We start from the raw sequence: 17294 nt of genomic DNA, 5'->3' as shown, positions 1-17294 counted from the left end.
AAATCAAGTACATCTTTTGGTGATGAACCTAGCATATTGAAAACATGTTTTTTATTGGAATACTTCGTTTCGTGAACCTAAGAAGATAAAAGGAAATCCATCGATGAAACCCATTCATCAAATGATGAGAGGAGTGTGCAATGATGCCTATTTGTCAACATTGTAAGAAACAATGGACATGGCGGCAAACCTTTTGTAGGATGTTTACGTTGGGAACGAAGCTGATGTGTCCATACTGTCAAAATAAGCAATATTATAGTGCTAGATCGAGAAGAAGGAATGGAGTATTCAATCTTGTGTCACCGCTCATCCTTTTTCTCAGTCTTTCGTTTAACGTTTCACTATTGACAGCGATTGCCCTGATGGTAATGGGTACGCTCTTATCATTGATGATACAACCATTTTTTATCGAGTTATCTAATCAGGAGGAACCGCTTTGGTAACCATGCAGAAAGATTCAACACGTGAAAAAATCAAGGATCTTCTCTCCCGCTGGCTTCCCGTCATCCTCTGGTGTTTAGTCATTTACACGTTTAGCGAGTCTTCGTGGTTCACTGGAGCGAATACCGCTCAAGTTCTGCAAGTGATTCTCTCGTATTTGCCGTTTGGCGGTGGGGAGGAGGAAGGTCCTTCTTTCTTGAACTTCCTTATTCGTAAAGCGGCGCATTTGACCGAATTCGGCATTTTGGCTGTGTTGGTCTGGCGAGCGCTGTTCCCGAGGCGGGCGTCGTATATCGGTGCTTGGCTGTTTGCGACCGCTTATGCGGCGACGGATGAATGGCATCAATCGTTTGAACCTGGGCGGACGGCGACGCCGAAAGATGTCGTGATCGACTCGTGCGGGGCGCTGATTGCGTTGGTGATTGTCTTTGTTTGTCGCCGTTGGCTGAAAGCAAGGCATCGTTCGCTCCATCGCGGCATATGATTATAACAAACTCTCCCCATGTATAGGCCGAGACGAAAAAGGAAAGAATGATAAATAACCAGTTTCGGAGAAAAGGGAGAGATGCCCATGGCCGCGTTTGTTGCTGGAATGTTTGTTGGTTCATTCGTGATGCTTGTCATCATGAGTATGATGGTGGCCGCCAAACGGGCGGATGAAGCGAGTGAACGATGGGAAAAAGAATAGCAAAGAAAACTCCTTGCGTCAGGCAAGGGGTTTTTTGTATTATGGAAAAACGTCCTGAATTTCCCAATACATATTTGTTGCTAAGAGCGGACGTGGTATAATACATATGCACGGTTTACGCAGGGTGGGCAGTGGCCACTCCCTTGATGAAAGGGGGTGCTGCTGGATTGATGACTGTTGCGGAGGCGTTGTCGCTAATGATTTCCTTTGCGTCGCTTGTCGTGGCAGTCATTGTGGTGTCAAAAGAGAAGTAACCCACCCTGCTCGGCCTAGGTAAGGGTGGGTTACTCCTGCTTGCTTCTGGGCCACTGCACTTCTTGCAGTAGCCGTGCGTGTCGATCAGGACATTGGTGGCTGCCAATGTCCTGCTTTTATCGTATGTTTTCCACCTTTATTATAACCATACGTGCGCAAAATCACAATATGACTGACGCGTATGTTCAAAAGTATTCTCGGGATGAGAAAATGCTTGATGGCTTAGTCAAAATCATGTATACTTTGTGTAACCGGTTACATAAAGTGAAAAGAAGGAATTAACAATGGCAACGATTCGTGATGTAGCAAAGCGTGCAGGCGTCTCTGTCGCCACCGTGTCACGCGTGTTAAATCAAAATGGGTACGTGAATGAGGAAACGGAGAAACGCGTCAGACGGGCGATGAAGGAGCTGAACTATAAGCCGAGTGAAGTGGCGAGGGCGTTGTTTAAAAAAACCTCAAAAACGGTTGGGCTCATTGTCCCTGATATTACGAACCCATTTTTCCCGGAACTTGTTCGCGCTGTAGAAGATGTGATGAATATTTATGACTATACGGTTATTCTATGCAATTCCGATGAGAAAGCCGAAAAAGAACGGGAATACATCGAGGTGTTAAAGCAAAAATATGTGGACGGTGTCATTTTGACAACTAATCAATTGACGCCGGATGAAGTGGATGAATGGGATGTTCCCATTGTTGTGCTAGATCGTCCATTCAATGAGAAGTATCCGTCCGTGGTTGTTGATAACTATCGAGGGGCTCGTTTAGCGACTAGACATTTATATGATATGGGGTGTCGACGCATCGCCCATATTCAAGGGCCTATGTATGTGGTGAACGCCGTTGAACGTTTTCGTGGTTATCAAGATGAAATGATGGAGTTAGGGATTTGGGAGCAGCGGTTGGTGATTCAGGGGAACTACCAGCTCAAGCAGGCAAAAGAAGCAGTGATGGCGGCTTTGGCCCAACAGGAGATCGACGGAATTTTTGCCGGTAATGACGCGATGGCAGTGGGTGCTTTGAAAGCGGTTCAACAATGTGGGTTGCGGGTTCCCGATGATATTGCGATTATTGGTTACGATGGCATCCCGCTGACGGAAATGACAACCCCTGAGCTCTCAACTGTATCTCAGCCTATTTACGATATGGGGGCAATCGCAGCAAGAATTTTAATCAAACAAATCGAAGGAAAACCACTAGAAAAACTTCATTACCAACTTCCGGTTCAATTGATTGTACGGCAATCCACGTCAAGGAGGGAACAAATGTGAACAAGCCTATCATTACTGTGATCGGCAGTATCAATATGGACTTAGTAACTGTGGCTGCCCGCTTTCCGAATCAGGGGGAGACGATTTTAGGTAAACAGTTTCTCACCACTCCTGGCGGCAAGGGGGCGAATCAGGCGGTGGCAGCCGCTCGCCTTGGTGCTAACGTGCGGATGATTGGCGCTGTTGGCGAGGATACATTCGGAAAGGAGCTCCTTCGCTCATTGCGAAACGGAGGCATTTCTATCCAGGATGTGAAACCGGTTACACATGAACATACCGGCATTGCTTCGATCACGATTTCTGAACAAGACAATCGCATTATCGTCGTGCCCGGGGCGAACCATGCCTTGACTCCAGAAGATCTTGACAAGTGCGAGTCGATCATCGCCCAAAGCGATGTTTGCCTATTGCAATTGGAAATTCCGATTCCGGTTGTCGAACGGGCCGTTTCGTTGGCTCATCGCCATGGTGTGCGTGTCATTGTTAACCCGGCTCCAGCGCAGCCACTGTCGCCGTCAGTGCTCGAGCAGGTCGATTTTCTAACGCCAAACGAACATGAACGCGCGTTGCTGTTTGCTGGGATAGACGAGGGCAAGTTTGTCAATAAACTGATCGTCACCGAAGGGGCCAAAGGGGTGCGCATTTGGCAGGATGGACAGGAACAGCTCATCCCGAGTTTCCGCGTTCCGGTTGTCGATACGACTGGGGCGGGCGATACGTTTAACGGCGCGCTCGCCGTTGCGCTGGCGGAAGGGAAGCCGCTCGATGAAGCGTGCCGGTTTGCCAACGCGGCCGCAGCGCTATCGGTCACCAAGCTCGGAGCGCAGGCTGGGATGCCGACACGAGAGGATGTGGAATCATTTTTAGCTAAACAGAAAGGGAATCAAGGATGAAAAAGAATGGGATCTTGAATAAAGAATTGAACACATTGCTTGCTTCGCTAGGGCATACCGATACGATCGTGATTGCCGATTGTGGGCTGCCGATTCCAAACGAAGAGGCTCGTATTGACTTAGCACTTGTCAAAGGATTTCCACCCTTTTTATCTGTTTTGGATGCGGTAATTAATGAGTTGGTAGTCGAAGAGATTGTACTAGCTGAGGAAATCAAAACCCAAAATCCAGACGTGTATGAAAGCATCAAAGCAAGAATGAGTGATGTGCCTATTCAATTTGTTCGACATGAAGAATTTAAGGAAATGACAAAACAGGCGAAAGCAGTGATTCGTACAGGGGAGGCAACTCCTTATGCCAATATCATTCTTCGTTCTGGTGTGAACTTTTCATAGGAAAATGTCTGAAAGAAAAGGAGGGCAGAATCGATGAGGCCCTTGATTGACATGCGGTCAATTCAAAAATCATTTGGTTCCCATACCGTTCTCAACGGCGTTGATTTTGAAGTGCTTCCTGGTGAAGTGCACGCGTTAATGGGTGAGAATGGAGCCGGAAAATCAACGCTCATCAAAGTGTTGACGGGCATTTACGAGCGGGATGGAGGAACGATTGTTGTCAATGGGCGCGAAGTGCATTACCGCCATCCGAAAGAGGCAGAGCAGGATGGAATTGTTGTCATTCATCAAGAGTTGAACGTTATTCCGACATTGACGGTGGCAGAAAACATTTTTCTTGGGCGTGAGCCCAAAATTGGGAGGACGGGTATCATCCGTCATAAAGAAATGGAAAAACAGGCGGCCTCCTATTTGCGACGATTAGGAATGGATCTTCACCCGAGAGAACTCACCGGCCAATTATCGGTCGGGAAACAGCAGATGATCGAGATTGCTAGGGCGATTTCGACGAATGCCAAGTGCCTCATTATGGACGAACCGACAGCAGCACTCACGGAGCGGGAAATCCAGGCCTTATTTTCCATCATTCGTACATTGAAAGAGCAAGGCATTGCGATTGTGTACATTTCTCATCGGATGGAAGAGATTTTTACCATCTGCGACCGGATTTCTGTTCTTCGTGATGGCCAGTTCATTGGGACGAAGCGGATTGAAGAAACGAATTTTGATGAAATTGTTCAAATGATGGTTGGACGACAAATTGGGGAACGCTTTCCAAAAAGGAGTGTCACGATCGGGAAAGAACGATTGCGTGTTGAACAGCTGACGAAAAAGGGAGTATTTGAGGGCGTATCGTTTTCTGTGCGAGCTGGTGAGGTGCTTGGTGTGGCGGGGCTGATGGGATCGGGACGAACGGAAATAATGGAAGCAATTTTTGGTGCTAGACCATTCGATGAAGGAAATATATATATTGACGGACGCCCCGTGCACATCCGTTCTCCACGCCAAGCGGTGGAACATGGCATTGCAATGATTACCGAAGATCGAAAACAAAAAGGACTCATCTTGAATATGAGCGTTCATGAGAATCTAACCTTGCCAAAGTCGGAACAATTGGCGACAGCGGGATTCATTCAGTCATCCAAAGAACGAGATATTGTGTCGTCCTTTATTCAGCGGTTGAATATCAAAACTTCTTCACCTGATTTAGCGGTGAAAGCATTAAGCGGAGGAAATCAGCAAAAAGTTGTATTCGGAAAATGGTTAGCAATGAATCCTCAGATTCTTATTTTGGATGAGCCAACACGTGGCGTCGATGTGGGCGCGAAGAAAGAAATATACGAAATGATTAATGAACTAGCTGCGCAAGGTGTTGCAATCATTATGGTTTCTTCCGAGCTTCCTGAAGTACTAGGAATGAGTGATCGTGTCATGGTGATCCACGAAGGAAGAGTTCAAGCCATCTTAGAGAACAATGAGTTGGATCAGGAAACCGTCATGCGTGCAGCGACAGGGGGGAATTGATGATGGAAGCGAAGCGAAAGTGGGATGTAAAAAAGCTTGGGCCCCTTATTGGTTTAGCATTATTATGCATCGTATTGTCCATACTAAGTGAAGATTTTTTAACGATGAATAATTGGCTGAACCTGTTGCGCCAAGTGTCGATTAATGCATTGATCGCTTTTGGTATGACCTTTGTCATTTTAACAGGCGGCATCGATTTATCAGTCGGTTCTGTGTTAGCGCTGTCAAGCGCTATTACGGCAGGTTTAATGGCTCAAGGTGTCGATGGGTTTTTGGCCATTTTAATCGGCTTATTATCAGGTACGGTAATGGGGGTGCTAAATGGAATCATCATTACGAAAGGGAGGGTTGCACCGTTTATTGCGACATTAGCAACGATGACCGCTTTTCGCGGGTTAACACTCGTCTATACGGATGGTCGTCCGATTACAGGATTTGCGTCCGATGATATCATGTTTCAGATGATGGGACGTGGTTATTTCTTTGGTGTTCCTGTACCGATTGTATTGATGCTTGTTGTTTATATCGTTTTGTATGTCGTATTGAAAAAGACGACATTTGGCCGTCATACGTATGCGATTGGTGGGAATGAGGAAGCGAGTCGGTTATCGGGTTTGCGTGTCGATCGGCTCAAAATCTACGTGTATGCGTTAACTGGAACGTTATCAGCTTTAGCTGGTCTCATTTTAACATCCCGTCTGAATTCGGCACAGCCGACAGCGGGGACAGCGTATGAATTGGATGCAATTGCCGCTGTTGTCTTAGGAGGTACAAGTTTATCTGGGGGAAAAGGATGGATTTTCGGTACACTAGTCGGCGCACTCATTATTGGTGTGTTAAATAATGGATTAAATTTGTTGAACGTGTCATCGTTCTATCAACAAGTGATAAAAGGGGCGGTCATTCTTCTTGCGGTGTTGTTAGATCGCCGCAAAGAAGCTTGATCTATAAACCAAATGAAGGGGGAAGTCAAAATGAAAAAGGCATTTCGTTTGTTTACCGCTGTGTTATTTGCAGGAGCCGTATTGGCTGGATGTTCACTGGATCAAAACAATGCCGCGGACAACAAAGAGAAAACGCAAGAAGATGGAGAAGTAAAGATCGGTTTATCGATTTCAACGCTCAATAATCCATTCTTTGTCACATTAAAAGAGGGAGCTGAAAAAGCTGCAAAAGACGAAGAGGCTGAGCTAATTGTCGTCGATGCCCAAAATGACTCGGCGAAACAAATTAACGACATTGAGGACTTAATCCAACAAAATGTCGACATACTGCTTGTAAACCCAACAGATTCCAGTGCAGTAGTTTCAGCCATTGAGTCAGCTAATAACGCCAACATTCCAGTGATTACAGTGGATCGCAGTGCAAGTGGTGGGGAAGTAGTTGCTCACATTGCTTCAGACAACGTGGCTGGCGGAGAAATGGCGGCACAGTTTCTTGTTGAACACTTGAAAAATGGAGGGAATGTTGTAGAACTAGAAGGGATTCCTGGTTCGTCCGCAGCCCGTGAACGCGGAGAAGGATTCCACAAAGTGATTGACAAAGCAACTAATATAAAAGTAGTGGCAAAACAAGCAGCCGATTTTGACCGGGCTAAAGGCTTGTCGGTTATGGAAAACATTTTGCAAAGCCATAAAGACATTCAAGCGGTTTTTGCGCATAATGATGAAATGGCCTTAGGAGCTTTAGAGGCGTTGCAAGCGCGCGGAATGGACGATGTTCTTGTAGTCGGATTCGATGCTACTGATGATGCGGTCAAAGCGGTAAAAGAAGGCAAAATGGCGGCGACCATCGCCCAAAAACCAGCATTAATTGGTGAAAAGGCGGTAAAAGTAGCAATCAGTGTTCACAAAGAAGAGAAAGTGGACGAATTTATCCCGATTTCGCTGGAGTTGGTTCAAAAATAATAACGGTTGGAAACATAAAGAGGGTGTCTCCAAAGCAACGAGACACCCTCTTCATTTTGCATATACGTGCCGGACGAATCACTATATCTGTTGTTTCACCGGAGAGCAGACAGCCTTTTGAGTTAGCCCCCTTTTGAATGCTGAGCGCTTCCGTGAGGCGCTCTCTCGAAGATAGGCAGACATATTTTGGGGTCCATCACCTTTCATGTTGTATGACATGGGTATTCGACCGACGCGAAGCAACAAGCCAATGCTTTTGTATGGTTTTATCCCATCTTTCGTAATGCCGCCCGCACAGGGCTTCCATCGGCATTGACTAAGGGGAGAGGAAGAGCCGCTAGTTCATAGTCCCCAGGGGAAACATGGTCTAACACGAGCCCTTCTAAAATATGAATTCCACAACGATGCAATTCGTGATGGGCAGGCAATTGTTTGCTTGTTAACGGGTCGACAGAGGGCAAATCGATCCCGATCAGACGAACTCCATATTTTTTCAAGTATGGAGCGAGTGGCGGATCAATATAGGGAATAGTTTCAGGGAATGTTGTCCGATTCGTCCATGCCCCCGTGTAGATTAATAAGCGCGTCACTCCATGTAAATCTATCGTTTGCAATTCATCGATCCCGATTTTTTTCGGATTTGAAAGATAGATTACACGGGCAGGTCCGATATAGATATTTAAATCAAGATCGATGACTCTCTTTCCTTCATTATCAAAGTGAAAGGGAGCATCAATGTGTGTGCCTGTATGTGTGCTCATCGTGATTTGGCCCACATTCACGGATCCACTTTCCGCCTTGTTCCAACGAGTGCGATAGGAAAAAGGTGTATCGCCTGGCCATACTGGAATATGCTCATCAAGTCGTTGGGAGATATCGATCCATGGATTCATCATTTTGCCTCCTGAAGTTCTCTGAATCTATAGTTTTGTTCTTAATGTCCATAGCTCAGGAAAGAACGAGCGATCGAGCGATTTTTTTAAGTAGGAGACGCCCGATGATCCTCCGGTTCCTTTTTTGTAGCCAATAATTCGTTCCACTGTATTCATGTGCATGTAACGCCATGTTTGTTGTTGGCTGCCGATATCTACTAGCTTTTCGGCTAGCTCATATAAATCCCAATATCGATCAACATTTCGATATACCGTCAACCATGCTTCTTCCACGCTAGCATTTGGCTGGTAGGTTTGTGAGTAATCTCGATGAAGAACGTCTTCATCGATAGGCAACCCCCGGACGGCCAATGCTTTGATCGCTGCGTCATACACGCTCGGGGAGTGGAGTGCTCTTGTCATCTTTTCATAAATTTCCGGATCGTGTTGGAAAACAGGCAAAACATGTGCATTTTTCTGCCCAAGTGCAAATTCGATTAAACGGTTTTGATAAGACTGGAACCCGGAAGCATGGCCTAGACATTCACGAAATTCCATGTACTCTGACGGAGTCAGCGTCGAAAGGACGCTCCATGATTGAATGAGCTGTTGTTGGATTCTTGAGATACGGGCAAACATTTTAAAGGATGGTTCTAAATCGTCATCTAAAATACATTGAATAGCGGCTTCCATTTCATGTAAAATGAGTTTCATCCAAAGTTCACTTGTTTGGTGAATAATGATAAATAGCATCTCATCATGATGATTAGATAACCGCTGTTGACTCGATAAAATTTTATCAAGCTGAAGATAGCCTGCGTACGACATTTCTTCTTGGAAATCTGTATGAATGCCTTTCTCCAGTTCGAATTGATTTTGTTTATTTTGCATATGTTCTCACCCTTTTCGTAGAATGGTCGATTGATACGATCATTGATTCGCGCTAGTGACTGTTTCATCGGATGGTGTAGAAGGAGTTGCGTTATGGTATGTGGTATGAACCCTTTTCCAAAGGACATACGCAATGGATAGCAACAGTAACCAAGGAATTCCGAATTGCAGCATCGTTTTAAATGGTGTAAACCATGTCGTAATCATCAAGCTGAGTAATAATACGCCACCTAAAATGGTTAAGTAAGGAAATCCAATCATTTTGATGGGCAATGGTCGACCATTCATTTGATTCCACTTGTTTCGGAAAAAGAGATGGGAAACAAAAACCATAAACCAAGTGAAAATTGCCCCAAACATCGAAATCCCCATCATGACAGTATACGATGTATCAGGAAGAAAAGCTGAAACGATGGCTGAAATGGCAATTCCAGCAGTAGAAATAAGTAATGCCTTGATCGGGACTCCTTTTTTGTTCACCTCAGCAAAGAAAGAGGGAGCATACTTTTCTTGCGCCAATGAGAACATCATTCTCGTTGATGCATATAACTGACTATTCATGGCCGATAGCGCCGCAGTGAGAACAATGAAATTTACCACACCGGAAGCACCAGGGATGTTTAAGATTTCCATTACTTTCACAAAAGGACTTTTGTCAATTCCTGCTGCTTTCCACGGAACGATCATCAACATGATGGCGAGCGTGAGTACATAAAAAGTAGACAAACGAAAAACCGTTGCTTTTAATGCTTTGGGAACGGCAATTTCGGGCTCCTTTGCTTCACCTGATGTAACCGCTATCATTTCTGTTCCTAAGAAACTAAATAGGGAAATAAAAATAGCTACCCACATTCCCCACCAGCCAAATGGGAGAAATCCACCATCATTGACGAAATTGGCAGGGCCAATTCCAGATTGTTCCGATGCTCCGAATATAACATATGTTCCAAGGAGAATAAAAAGGATGACTGCACTCACCTTGATCATCGAGAACCAGTACTCAAAAGTAGCAAACGTATGGACGTTGGTAGCATTGACGTAAATGAGAATGCCTCCAAATAGTAGAATCCATAGGATCCCTGGTGTATGCGGAAACCAGTATCTCATATAAACGGCAATGGCACTCACTTCCACCCCTACGGCTAGGACATTGGCGATCCAATACGAATAGCGGACGATAAAACCTGCATAGGGGTGGATGTACCGGTCAGCAATGGTTCCAAAAGAACCTGATGTTGGATGGGCGACCGTCATTTCAGCCAAACACCCCATCAACAACAATACAATGAAAGCGCCAATGGCATAACTAAGTAAAACGCTAGGTCCAGCCGTTTGAATAGCAAGGCCGCTCCCAAGGAACAGCCCAGTGCCAATGGCACATCCCATAGCGATCATGGTTAGTTGGTTCGTCTTTAATTCACGATGTAACCCGGTGTCCTTTTCTTGCGATTTACGCGTATCATGATTTTGCTTGGCCATTCTCTCTCCCCCCTTATATTTAGGCGACTACTTCACGCTCGTTGGAAAACTTCTTATACTGTTTCTCTTGCATGATTTTCTTCATAATTTGTACAACGTTCCATACTTCTTCATAAGATGTGTACAAAGCAATAGGCGCTAAGCGAATAATATTTGGTGCTCGGAAGTCTGGAATGACACCATTTTCTTTTAATGACTTGCAAATGCGGGCAGCTTCCTCGTGTTCCAAGCTAATATGTCCTCCACGGCGCACATCGTCTTTCGGATTGCCAATGATAAAGCCGAAATGGGAAAGCTCTTGTTCGATTAAGTACATAAAGTAATTAGTCAGTTGCAACGACTTTTGACGAATCCGTTCAATTCCGGCTTCTTGGAAGATTTCTAAGGATCCAATCAAAGGAGCTAGACTCAAAAGATGTGGAGTTCCAATTTGATAAGCTCCAGCCGTCAAGGAAGGGGTGAATGTATGTTCCATATCAAATTGTTTATCTTTTTTCGAGCCAAACCATCCAGCCAAGCCAGGTGCTGAACCGAAATGTTTACGATGGACGTAGAGTCCTGCGACACAGCCAGGTCCCCCGTTCATATACTTGTAGTTGCACCAAAAAGCGAAATCAACTCCCCATTCGCTAAATGAATGCGGAATGGCTCCAATGGAGTGGCAAGCATCGAATCCGATCAAGATGCCACGCTTATGTGCTTCATCAGTCAAAAGTTGGATGTCCAAAATTTGACCACTGCGGTATAACACAGTCGGCAAAACAACTAAGGCAACGTCTTCGGACATGGCTGCAATAATATCTTCTTCTTCCAAAAAACGCCCATCACGACTTTTCACTCGAATCAGATGAGTGCTGGGATCATAACCGTGAATACGAAGTTGACTTTGCAACGCATAAATGTCTGATGGGAAGGTCAATTCATCAGCTAAAATCTTTGTCCTCTTTCCTTCTGGTTGGTAAAAGGTAGAAACTAGCTGGTGCAAATTGACAGTGGTAGAACCTGTAGCAATCACTTCTTCCGGTGAAGCACCGACTAATGGCGCCAACATAACTCCTATCTTCTCCGATAGGTCGAACCATGGATAGGTTCCTTTTGTCCACCCATCGATCCCTAACAATTTCCAATCTTGTAATATGGTGAATAGTGTTTTTTCCGCCCTTTTGGAAAGAAGACCTAGTGAGTTGCCATCCATATAAATGGAATTCGGCGGTAAGTAAAATTCATCGCGAAAATGACGTAATGGGTCTTCTTGGTCAAGTTTTCGAGCGAATTCTAATGTAGGTTCCAGGGCTGTGCTGTTCACGAATATAACCTCCTGTTCCATTCGGTGAGATGTTAAAAAAATTTTACATAAAAAGTTGACATGATGTCAATTATTAAATTTTTGAAATATTATATTTTGTTGTTCGTTTTTTGTCTTCTTCTTTCATTTTGATTGGATACCCCTTATGCTAGTAAGCAAGGGAGGATGGCAAGGAGGGATACAGTGGAGCATAAAAAAACAGTCGATCGTCGTCATATGCGTTCCGCGGCCACACGCCAAAAAATATTGCAAGCAGCACGGGAAGTGTTTATCCGAGAGGGATTCCATCATACCACTGTCACTCAAATTATCAAAAAGGCAGGGGTAGGGTATGGTACGGCTTACGTTTACTTTAAAGGGAAAGATGATATTCTGATCACGTTGATGGAGGATGTGATGGGGCAGTTTTATCAAATCGCTGAGCTTCCCTTTTTTCCTACATCAAAGGAGGAAGCACAGCAGATGATTCAACGTCAAGCGTATTCATTTTTGAAAATGGCGGAAGCGGAGCGCGATATGTTACAGGTATTCGAGCAAGCTATTGGTGTTTCCCAAGCCGTATCGGCGAAATGGGCAGAAATCCGTGAGCGATTTGTCCAACGAATTTCTCAAGATATTTCTTATTCCCAACGCAAAGGACTCGCTAGGACGGAATTAAATCCTGAATTAGTGGCGCGTGGTTGGTTTTTTACGAATGAAATGTACTTATGGGACATTGTGCGTGGTCATCATCGTAAATGTTCCATAGAGGAAATTGCTCGGACGATCACTGCGGTGTATACGGAAGGGCTGTATCGATGACGGTTTATTCACTTGTTTTGTTGTTAGTTAAAAAGAGGAGCTCATCCTAAGCTCCCACGTTCCGGTTGTCGATACGACTGGGGCGGGCGATATGTTTAACCGCGCGCTCAATGAAGGAAAGGAAATTTTTCTCAATGATGCAGCGAGCGATTCTTTTGGAATGTAATCATATGGTGAAAAGGAGATTGAACGTTTCTGGCTCATGTGTATGTATTTCGTTCATCCATAAACCTCTTAGCGACGGATTGAACCATATTTGATAAATCGGTTTCAATAGACAAAAAGAAAGCCAATTGAAATGAACTTTTAAGCCCATTTCAATTGGCTTTTGTCGTTTTATTGATGACCCCCTTTGTAAAAACTCCCCCATATCAAATGAACATTAGACCCCTTCAGCAATCATTCCATTAGCAACTTTGATAAATCCGGCAATATTCGCACCGACCATGAGGTTTCCAGGGGAACCGTATTTTTCTGCGCATTCTTTACTTGTTTGATAAATGTGTTTCATAATGTCACGCAGCTTTTCGTCGACTTCATTAAAGGACCAGTAGATGCGACTTGAATTTTGTGCCATTTCTAATGCGGAAGTGGCCACCCCACCTGCATTGGCTGCTTTCGCAGGTCCGAATAATACACCGTTGGATAAATATTCATCGATTGCTTCAGGAGTGGAAGGCATGTTCGCACCTTCTGCGACCACTTTCACTCCGTTCGCAATTAAAATCCGTGCAGATTCTCCGTCAATTTCGTTTTGTGTGGCGCATGGAAGAGCGATGTCGCATGGAATGGTCCAAATGCCTTTGCAACCCTCGGTATAGGTCGCTTTTGGACGATACTTCACATAGTTGTTCATTCGTTCGCCTTTCACTTCTTTGATTTCTTTTATAGCATTTAAATCAATGCCATCTGGATCGTAAACATAACCATTGGAATCAGAGCAAGCGACCACTTTCGCTCCTAATTGTTGTGCTTTTTCCATCGCATAAATAGCAACATTTCCAGATCCAGAAACAACCACCGTTTTTCCTTCAAGAGAATCATTAACATCACGTAACATTTCCTCTACAAAGTAAATGAGTCCGTATCCTGTTGCTTCTTTGCGAACTAAAGAACCGCCATAACCTGGTTGTTTGCCAGTAAGAATACCCGCTTCATGCATTGCTTTTATGCGTTTATACTGTCCCCATAAATAACCGATTTCACGGGCGCCTACGCCAATATCTCCAGCAGGAACATCGACATCAGGACCGATGTGACGATATAACTCTGTCATGAATGCTTGGCAGAAACGCATGATTTCTGTATCGGATTTTCCTTTTGGGTCAAAATCAGAGCCGCCTTTTGCACCGCCAATGGGCAGGCCAGTTAATGCGTTTTTAAAAATTTGTTCAAATGCTAAAAATTTCATGATCGATTCGTTTACTGTTGGATGGAAGCGTAAACCACCTTTATAAGGACCGACAACATTGTTAAACTGGACACGATAACCGCGGTTGACATGAACTCGATTTTGATCATCTTGCCATGTGACACGGAAAGTGATGATGCGATCAGGTTCTACGATTCGTGAAAGAATATTATGCTCAATGTATTCTGGATGTTGTTCAAATACGGGAACTAATGTGGAAAATACTTCTTTTACGGCTTGTAAAAATTCTGGTTGATAACCGTATTTATCTTGAAGTTGATGATATACAGAATCGATATACTCTTTTGCCTTTGATGGACTTTTTACGGCAGTTGTCATGGTCGTTCTCCCTCCCCTAAAAAGCTTACGAGAAAATGGTATTATGATTTTTTTTACAATTCAATCATTATTTTTTTACCAGGGGAAAATAAATTGGTAAAATCAACGAAATAAAATTATATCATAATAATATAATTTCTATATTTTGGGTGAAAGGATTGAGGCGTATGCTCTCCGTTTTGATTGATGTAGATGCCTGTTCAGTCATTGATATTGCTGGGCTTTTTTATCTCAATATGAGATAAAACCGTTCTTGTTTTGCGATAATTCTTATCTCATAGAAAGAGAGGATGCAATAATAATTCAAGTGTCAGAAGGGCGAGATTCCATTGATTTCTCAGTATTGAATGCGGTTTCAAAATATAGTTTTATCATTCCTCGAGATTATGAGTTGGCTGACCTGTGTTTGGATAAGTTTTCCTTTTTGTTGAATCGAAATGGAAAAGAATTTACAGACAAAAATGTTGATCAACTGCTATTTTTTCGGCATGAAAATGCAAAATTTCCCCGTGCAGGTGGTAGAACAAAAGGTCCGAAAAGACATCAGGAGAAAAATAATTTGAACCTCAAAATAAAATTTTGACAAATTTGTGAACAAACCGTTTTATTAGTCTCTTCAACTGCTAATCCTTTTCCTCAATATCGATAAAACGGAACTAATCTCAGCTGCCCATAGGGGATGGCTTTGTCACGAAAGTCTATATCGCTTCTTCCCTCGATCGATTTCAGCATCTATCTAGGTTCATAACGAAGCGCTTCTTGGTTCATACTAAAGGAAAAGATTGCAAAAGAAAGGGACCCGCTATGCTTCGCGACCTTGATTGGATGACGTACATCATGATGATGTTGGCTAGCTATCGGTTTACCCATTTGATCGTGTTTGACAAAATTACTGAATTTCTGCGCGAGCCGTTTATGAAAAAAGAAAAAGTTCGAAGTGAGGACGGCCATACGGAAATCAAGAAAGTGCCGGCCTCCAAATTTGGCTACTTGTTGAATTGTTATTGGTGCGCTGGCGTGTGGAGCGCTATTTTGATCGCACTCGGTTATTTTTTCATTCCGAACATCGCTATGCCGTTGATTTTCATTTTTTCGATCGCAGGGGCGCAGGCGATTCTTGAGACGTTTGTCGGGGTCGGAACGAAGGCGATCGACCTGCTGTCAGCGGCGAAAAAGCGGATGGACTAGAAGAACAGTGAAAAGCAGCTAGTTCCTTTCATCACTTGTTCTTGATTAAAAAGGAAACATAGCTGCTATAGAATTTCTCAATTTGAGAAAATACTCGATGAAGCGAGATTGTCCGTTCCCTCCCCCTATAGGAATCGTAATTGAATGGGGAACAAGATCATGTGCAAGGAGAGGAAAACTGAAGAAATTTCCATCCTTATTTGTTGCGGCAAATCTCCGATCACAAGATAGGCAGGACTAGAAAAGAGTATTCAGATGATTAAGTGTGTGTATAATGGATAAGAGCCACTGATTGATCAAGAGCTGGTTGAGGAACTTAGGAATGAAACGAGGATAGAAAAAAATGATTTTTGAAAAAGCCTATCAGAATCATTTGGGGGAGGAGCCGAATGGAGTTATTTCATAAGTTAGCGCGTCGAAACATCACAATCAGCAAACAATCCGGATTCGGGGCGAAATGGAGACAACAGTGGGAAGAGGTGTTTGCCCGTCATTTGACTGCGGAAGAAAAACGAAACATCCACCTTTATGATGACGATGGGGCAAACGGTTACTTATGGCATGTTTTTAGCTATGAAACGAGAGACTGTTTAACGGAAGAAGAAGCGGAGGCGGCGTTTGATAGGGAAGAGAAAAAGTGCTGCTATATTTTCTTTCAACATAGCGATGATGCGTTCAAAGTGGAGGATGCTTCCGGCTTGAAAGCCGTAGATTTGGTCACTGAAAACGGCGAGTATGCCGATCTATACGTGGTTGACAGCGAGTTCAATTGGACGTTTGTCATCACGCACGAAAGAGGATGGCTTGGCCCTTATTTTAGCCGAAGGTGACAGTGATGGTTCATCACCACACCATGTACTTGACAAGTTCGAGTGTTTGCTGAATATCAAGTGCATCCGCAGCGATTGGTATACAGTTCCTTGCATCCGGATCACATCTTGAAAAATCAAACATTTCTTTTGGTGAAGAACTAGCATGTGACTGCCTATTTTGTTTTGACGGCTTCCTTTAATTGTTCTACCACAGTTTTTAGCCATTGAATTGGAGTCAGTCCAAGGGCGGGAAAATACAACCCGTCCGCACAGTGTTGGATGTATTCATTCTTTTCATGACCTGAATGCTCGCTATTCATGAATTCGGTTAAAAATACAATCGCAGATTCAAGATATTCCTTATTTTCTTCCGTTACGAATTCTTGTAATGCCTCCTCAGGCGAATCGATGTCTTGATGAAAAATTCCAGCGAGAAACTGAAAAACGGGATCTTCCGGATTATGTTTGACGAACAAGCATCTTTGCTCCCTTCTGTGATTGGCCATAGATGAGTATTTTTTATGATGTACACGGGAGTCTCTCTTTTTTGCTGATGGCGATCGGTCCACGTTCCTGAATATCCCTTGGCTGTTCAATTATTGATGATCAAAATGAGATGCTCCAGAACAGGTTTTGAAAAAGAAAAGGCTAATCCTGCGACAAACTTGTGGATTCGTTGACCATATACTCATCGATTTATGAGACAGGAACCTCCTTGTGACAGACTGATGATACATGGATTGCAACATAAGGAGTTAGGTTCATGTCTCCTTTTAAACCGTTCATTACTAATTAGTTACCTGGTAGTGTTTATGTTA

Annotated in this window: 19 protein-coding genes; 13 read left to right on the top strand and 6 right to left on the bottom strand. The window is 43.8% G+C overall.

What is annotated here, in order from left to right:
• The first annotated feature begins 140 nt into the window (after positions 1–140).
• The 9 genes from DSM465_RS0111540 (at position 141) to rbsB (ending at position 7377) form a co-directional block, all read left to right on the top strand.
• Entirely contained in the window at positions 141–443 is a 303-nt protein-coding gene (locus tag DSM465_RS0111540) for a TIGR04104 family putative zinc finger protein (protein WP_008881324.1), read from the top strand.
• A gap of 2 nt (positions 444–445) precedes the next feature.
• Positions 446–925: a VanZ family protein gene (locus DSM465_RS0111535; RefSeq protein ID WP_011888301.1), complete on the top strand. Its 480-nt coding sequence runs from the start codon at positions 446–448 to the stop codon at positions 923–925.
• Between the two features lie 350 nt (positions 926–1275).
• Complete coding sequence (locus tag DSM465_RS19925; protein ID WP_223812920.1) at positions 1276–1383, top strand: putative holin-like toxin; 108 nt, start codon at positions 1276–1278, stop codon at positions 1381–1383.
• Positions 1384–1668: 285 nt separating this feature from the next.
• Complete coding sequence (locus DSM465_RS0111520) at positions 1669–2658, top strand: LacI family DNA-binding transcriptional regulator (protein ID WP_008881321.1); 990 nt, start codon at positions 1669–1671, stop codon at positions 2656–2658.
• Positions 2655–3551: a ribokinase gene (gene rbsK, locus DSM465_RS0111515; RefSeq protein ID WP_029761410.1), complete on the top strand. Its 897-nt coding sequence runs from the start codon at positions 2655–2657 to the stop codon at positions 3549–3551. The genes DSM465_RS0111520 and rbsK overlap by 4 nt, the downstream gene beginning before the upstream one ends.
• The gene (rbsD, locus tag DSM465_RS0111510; RefSeq protein ID WP_008881319.1) at positions 3548–3946 is read left to right on the top strand and encodes a D-ribose pyranase; all 399 of its coding nucleotides are present in this window, start codon (positions 3548–3550) and stop codon (positions 3944–3946) included. The genes rbsK and rbsD overlap by 4 nt, the downstream gene beginning before the upstream one ends.
• A gap of 33 nt (positions 3947–3979) precedes the next feature.
• Positions 3980–5470 carry a sugar ABC transporter ATP-binding protein gene (locus DSM465_RS0111505; protein ID WP_029761409.1) on the top strand — a complete coding sequence of 497 codons (1491 nt, stop codon included), beginning with the start codon at positions 3980–3982 and terminating at the stop codon, positions 5468–5470.
• Positions 5470–6414, top strand: coding sequence for a ribose ABC transporter permease (gene rbsC, locus DSM465_RS0111500; protein ID WP_008881317.1), 945 nt, complete (start codon positions 5470–5472; stop codon positions 6412–6414). The genes DSM465_RS0111505 and rbsC overlap by 1 nt, the downstream gene beginning before the upstream one ends.
• Before the next feature lie 30 nt (positions 6415–6444).
• A complete protein-coding gene (gene rbsB, locus DSM465_RS0111495; RefSeq protein ID WP_008881316.1) occupies positions 6445–7377 on the top strand; it encodes a ribose ABC transporter substrate-binding protein RbsB in 933 nt (310 codons plus the stop codon).
• Positions 7378–7643: 266 nt separating this feature from the next.
• Here rbsB and kynB read toward each other — a convergent pair whose 3' ends face one another.
• From kynB to kynU, 4 genes are read right to left on the bottom strand one after another with little or no spacing between them, the layout of a single operon-like run.
• Positions 7644–8270: an arylformamidase gene (kynB, locus tag DSM465_RS0111490; protein ID WP_029761408.1), complete on the bottom strand. Its 627-nt coding sequence runs from the start codon at positions 8268–8270 to the stop codon at positions 7644–7646.
• Between the two features lie 27 nt (positions 8271–8297).
• A complete protein-coding gene (kynA, locus tag DSM465_RS0111485) occupies positions 8298–9140 on the bottom strand; it encodes a tryptophan 2,3-dioxygenase (protein WP_008881314.1) in 843 nt (280 codons plus the stop codon).
• A 39-nt stretch (positions 9141–9179) separates the two neighbouring features.
• On the bottom strand, positions 9180–10619 hold the full coding sequence (locus DSM465_RS0111480; RefSeq protein WP_008881313.1) for an amino acid permease: 1440 nt from the start codon (positions 10617–10619) through the stop codon (positions 9180–9182).
• A 19-nt stretch (positions 10620–10638) separates the two neighbouring features.
• Positions 10639–11946: a kynureninase gene (gene kynU, locus DSM465_RS0111475; RefSeq protein WP_051358532.1), complete on the bottom strand. Its 1308-nt coding sequence runs from the start codon at positions 11944–11946 to the stop codon at positions 10639–10641.
• Between the two features lie 144 nt (positions 11947–12090).
• Here kynU and DSM465_RS0111470 point away from each other — a divergent pair, with 144 nt between their 5' ends.
• A complete protein-coding gene (locus DSM465_RS0111470; protein ID WP_050772218.1) occupies positions 12091–12726 on the top strand; it encodes a TetR/AcrR family transcriptional regulator in 636 nt (211 codons plus the stop codon).
• A gap of 382 nt (positions 12727–13108) precedes the next feature.
• On the opposite strand, the gene gdhA is transcribed toward DSM465_RS0111470, so the two are convergent.
• Positions 13109–14476: an NADP-specific glutamate dehydrogenase gene (gene gdhA, locus DSM465_RS0111465; RefSeq protein WP_008881310.1), complete on the bottom strand. Its 1368-nt coding sequence runs from the start codon at positions 14474–14476 to the stop codon at positions 13109–13111.
• A gap of 253 nt (positions 14477–14729) precedes the next feature.
• Between gdhA and DSM465_RS18325 the strand changes: the two genes are divergently transcribed.
• From DSM465_RS18325 to DSM465_RS0111450, 3 genes are all read left to right on the top strand, one after another.
• Complete coding sequence (locus DSM465_RS18325) at positions 14730–15059, top strand: DUF188 domain-containing protein (protein ID WP_230459192.1); 330 nt, start codon at positions 14730–14732, stop codon at positions 15057–15059.
• A gap of 221 nt (positions 15060–15280) precedes the next feature.
• On the top strand, positions 15281–15664 hold the full coding sequence (locus DSM465_RS0111455; RefSeq protein WP_008881309.1) for a DUF1360 domain-containing protein: 384 nt from the start codon (positions 15281–15283) through the stop codon (positions 15662–15664).
• Between the two features lie 389 nt (positions 15665–16053).
• Positions 16054–16494: a DUF4275 family protein gene (locus DSM465_RS0111450; protein ID WP_011888275.1), complete on the top strand. Its 441-nt coding sequence runs from the start codon at positions 16054–16056 to the stop codon at positions 16492–16494.
• Between the two features lie 155 nt (positions 16495–16649).
• Here the strand turns inward: DSM465_RS0111450 and DSM465_RS0111445 are convergent, their stop codons facing one another.
• Positions 16650–16952: a contact-dependent growth inhibition system immunity protein gene (locus tag DSM465_RS0111445; RefSeq protein ID WP_029761406.1), complete on the bottom strand. Its 303-nt coding sequence runs from the start codon at positions 16950–16952 to the stop codon at positions 16650–16652.
• Positions 16953–17294 lie beyond the last annotated feature (342 nt).

This window comes from Geobacillus thermodenitrificans subsp. thermodenitrificans DSM 465, assembly GCF_000496575.1.
Classification (GTDB): domain Bacteria; phylum Bacillota; class Bacilli; order Bacillales; family Anoxybacillaceae; genus Geobacillus; species Geobacillus thermodenitrificans.
This window is presented reverse-complemented; position numbering and strand designations above follow the sequence as displayed.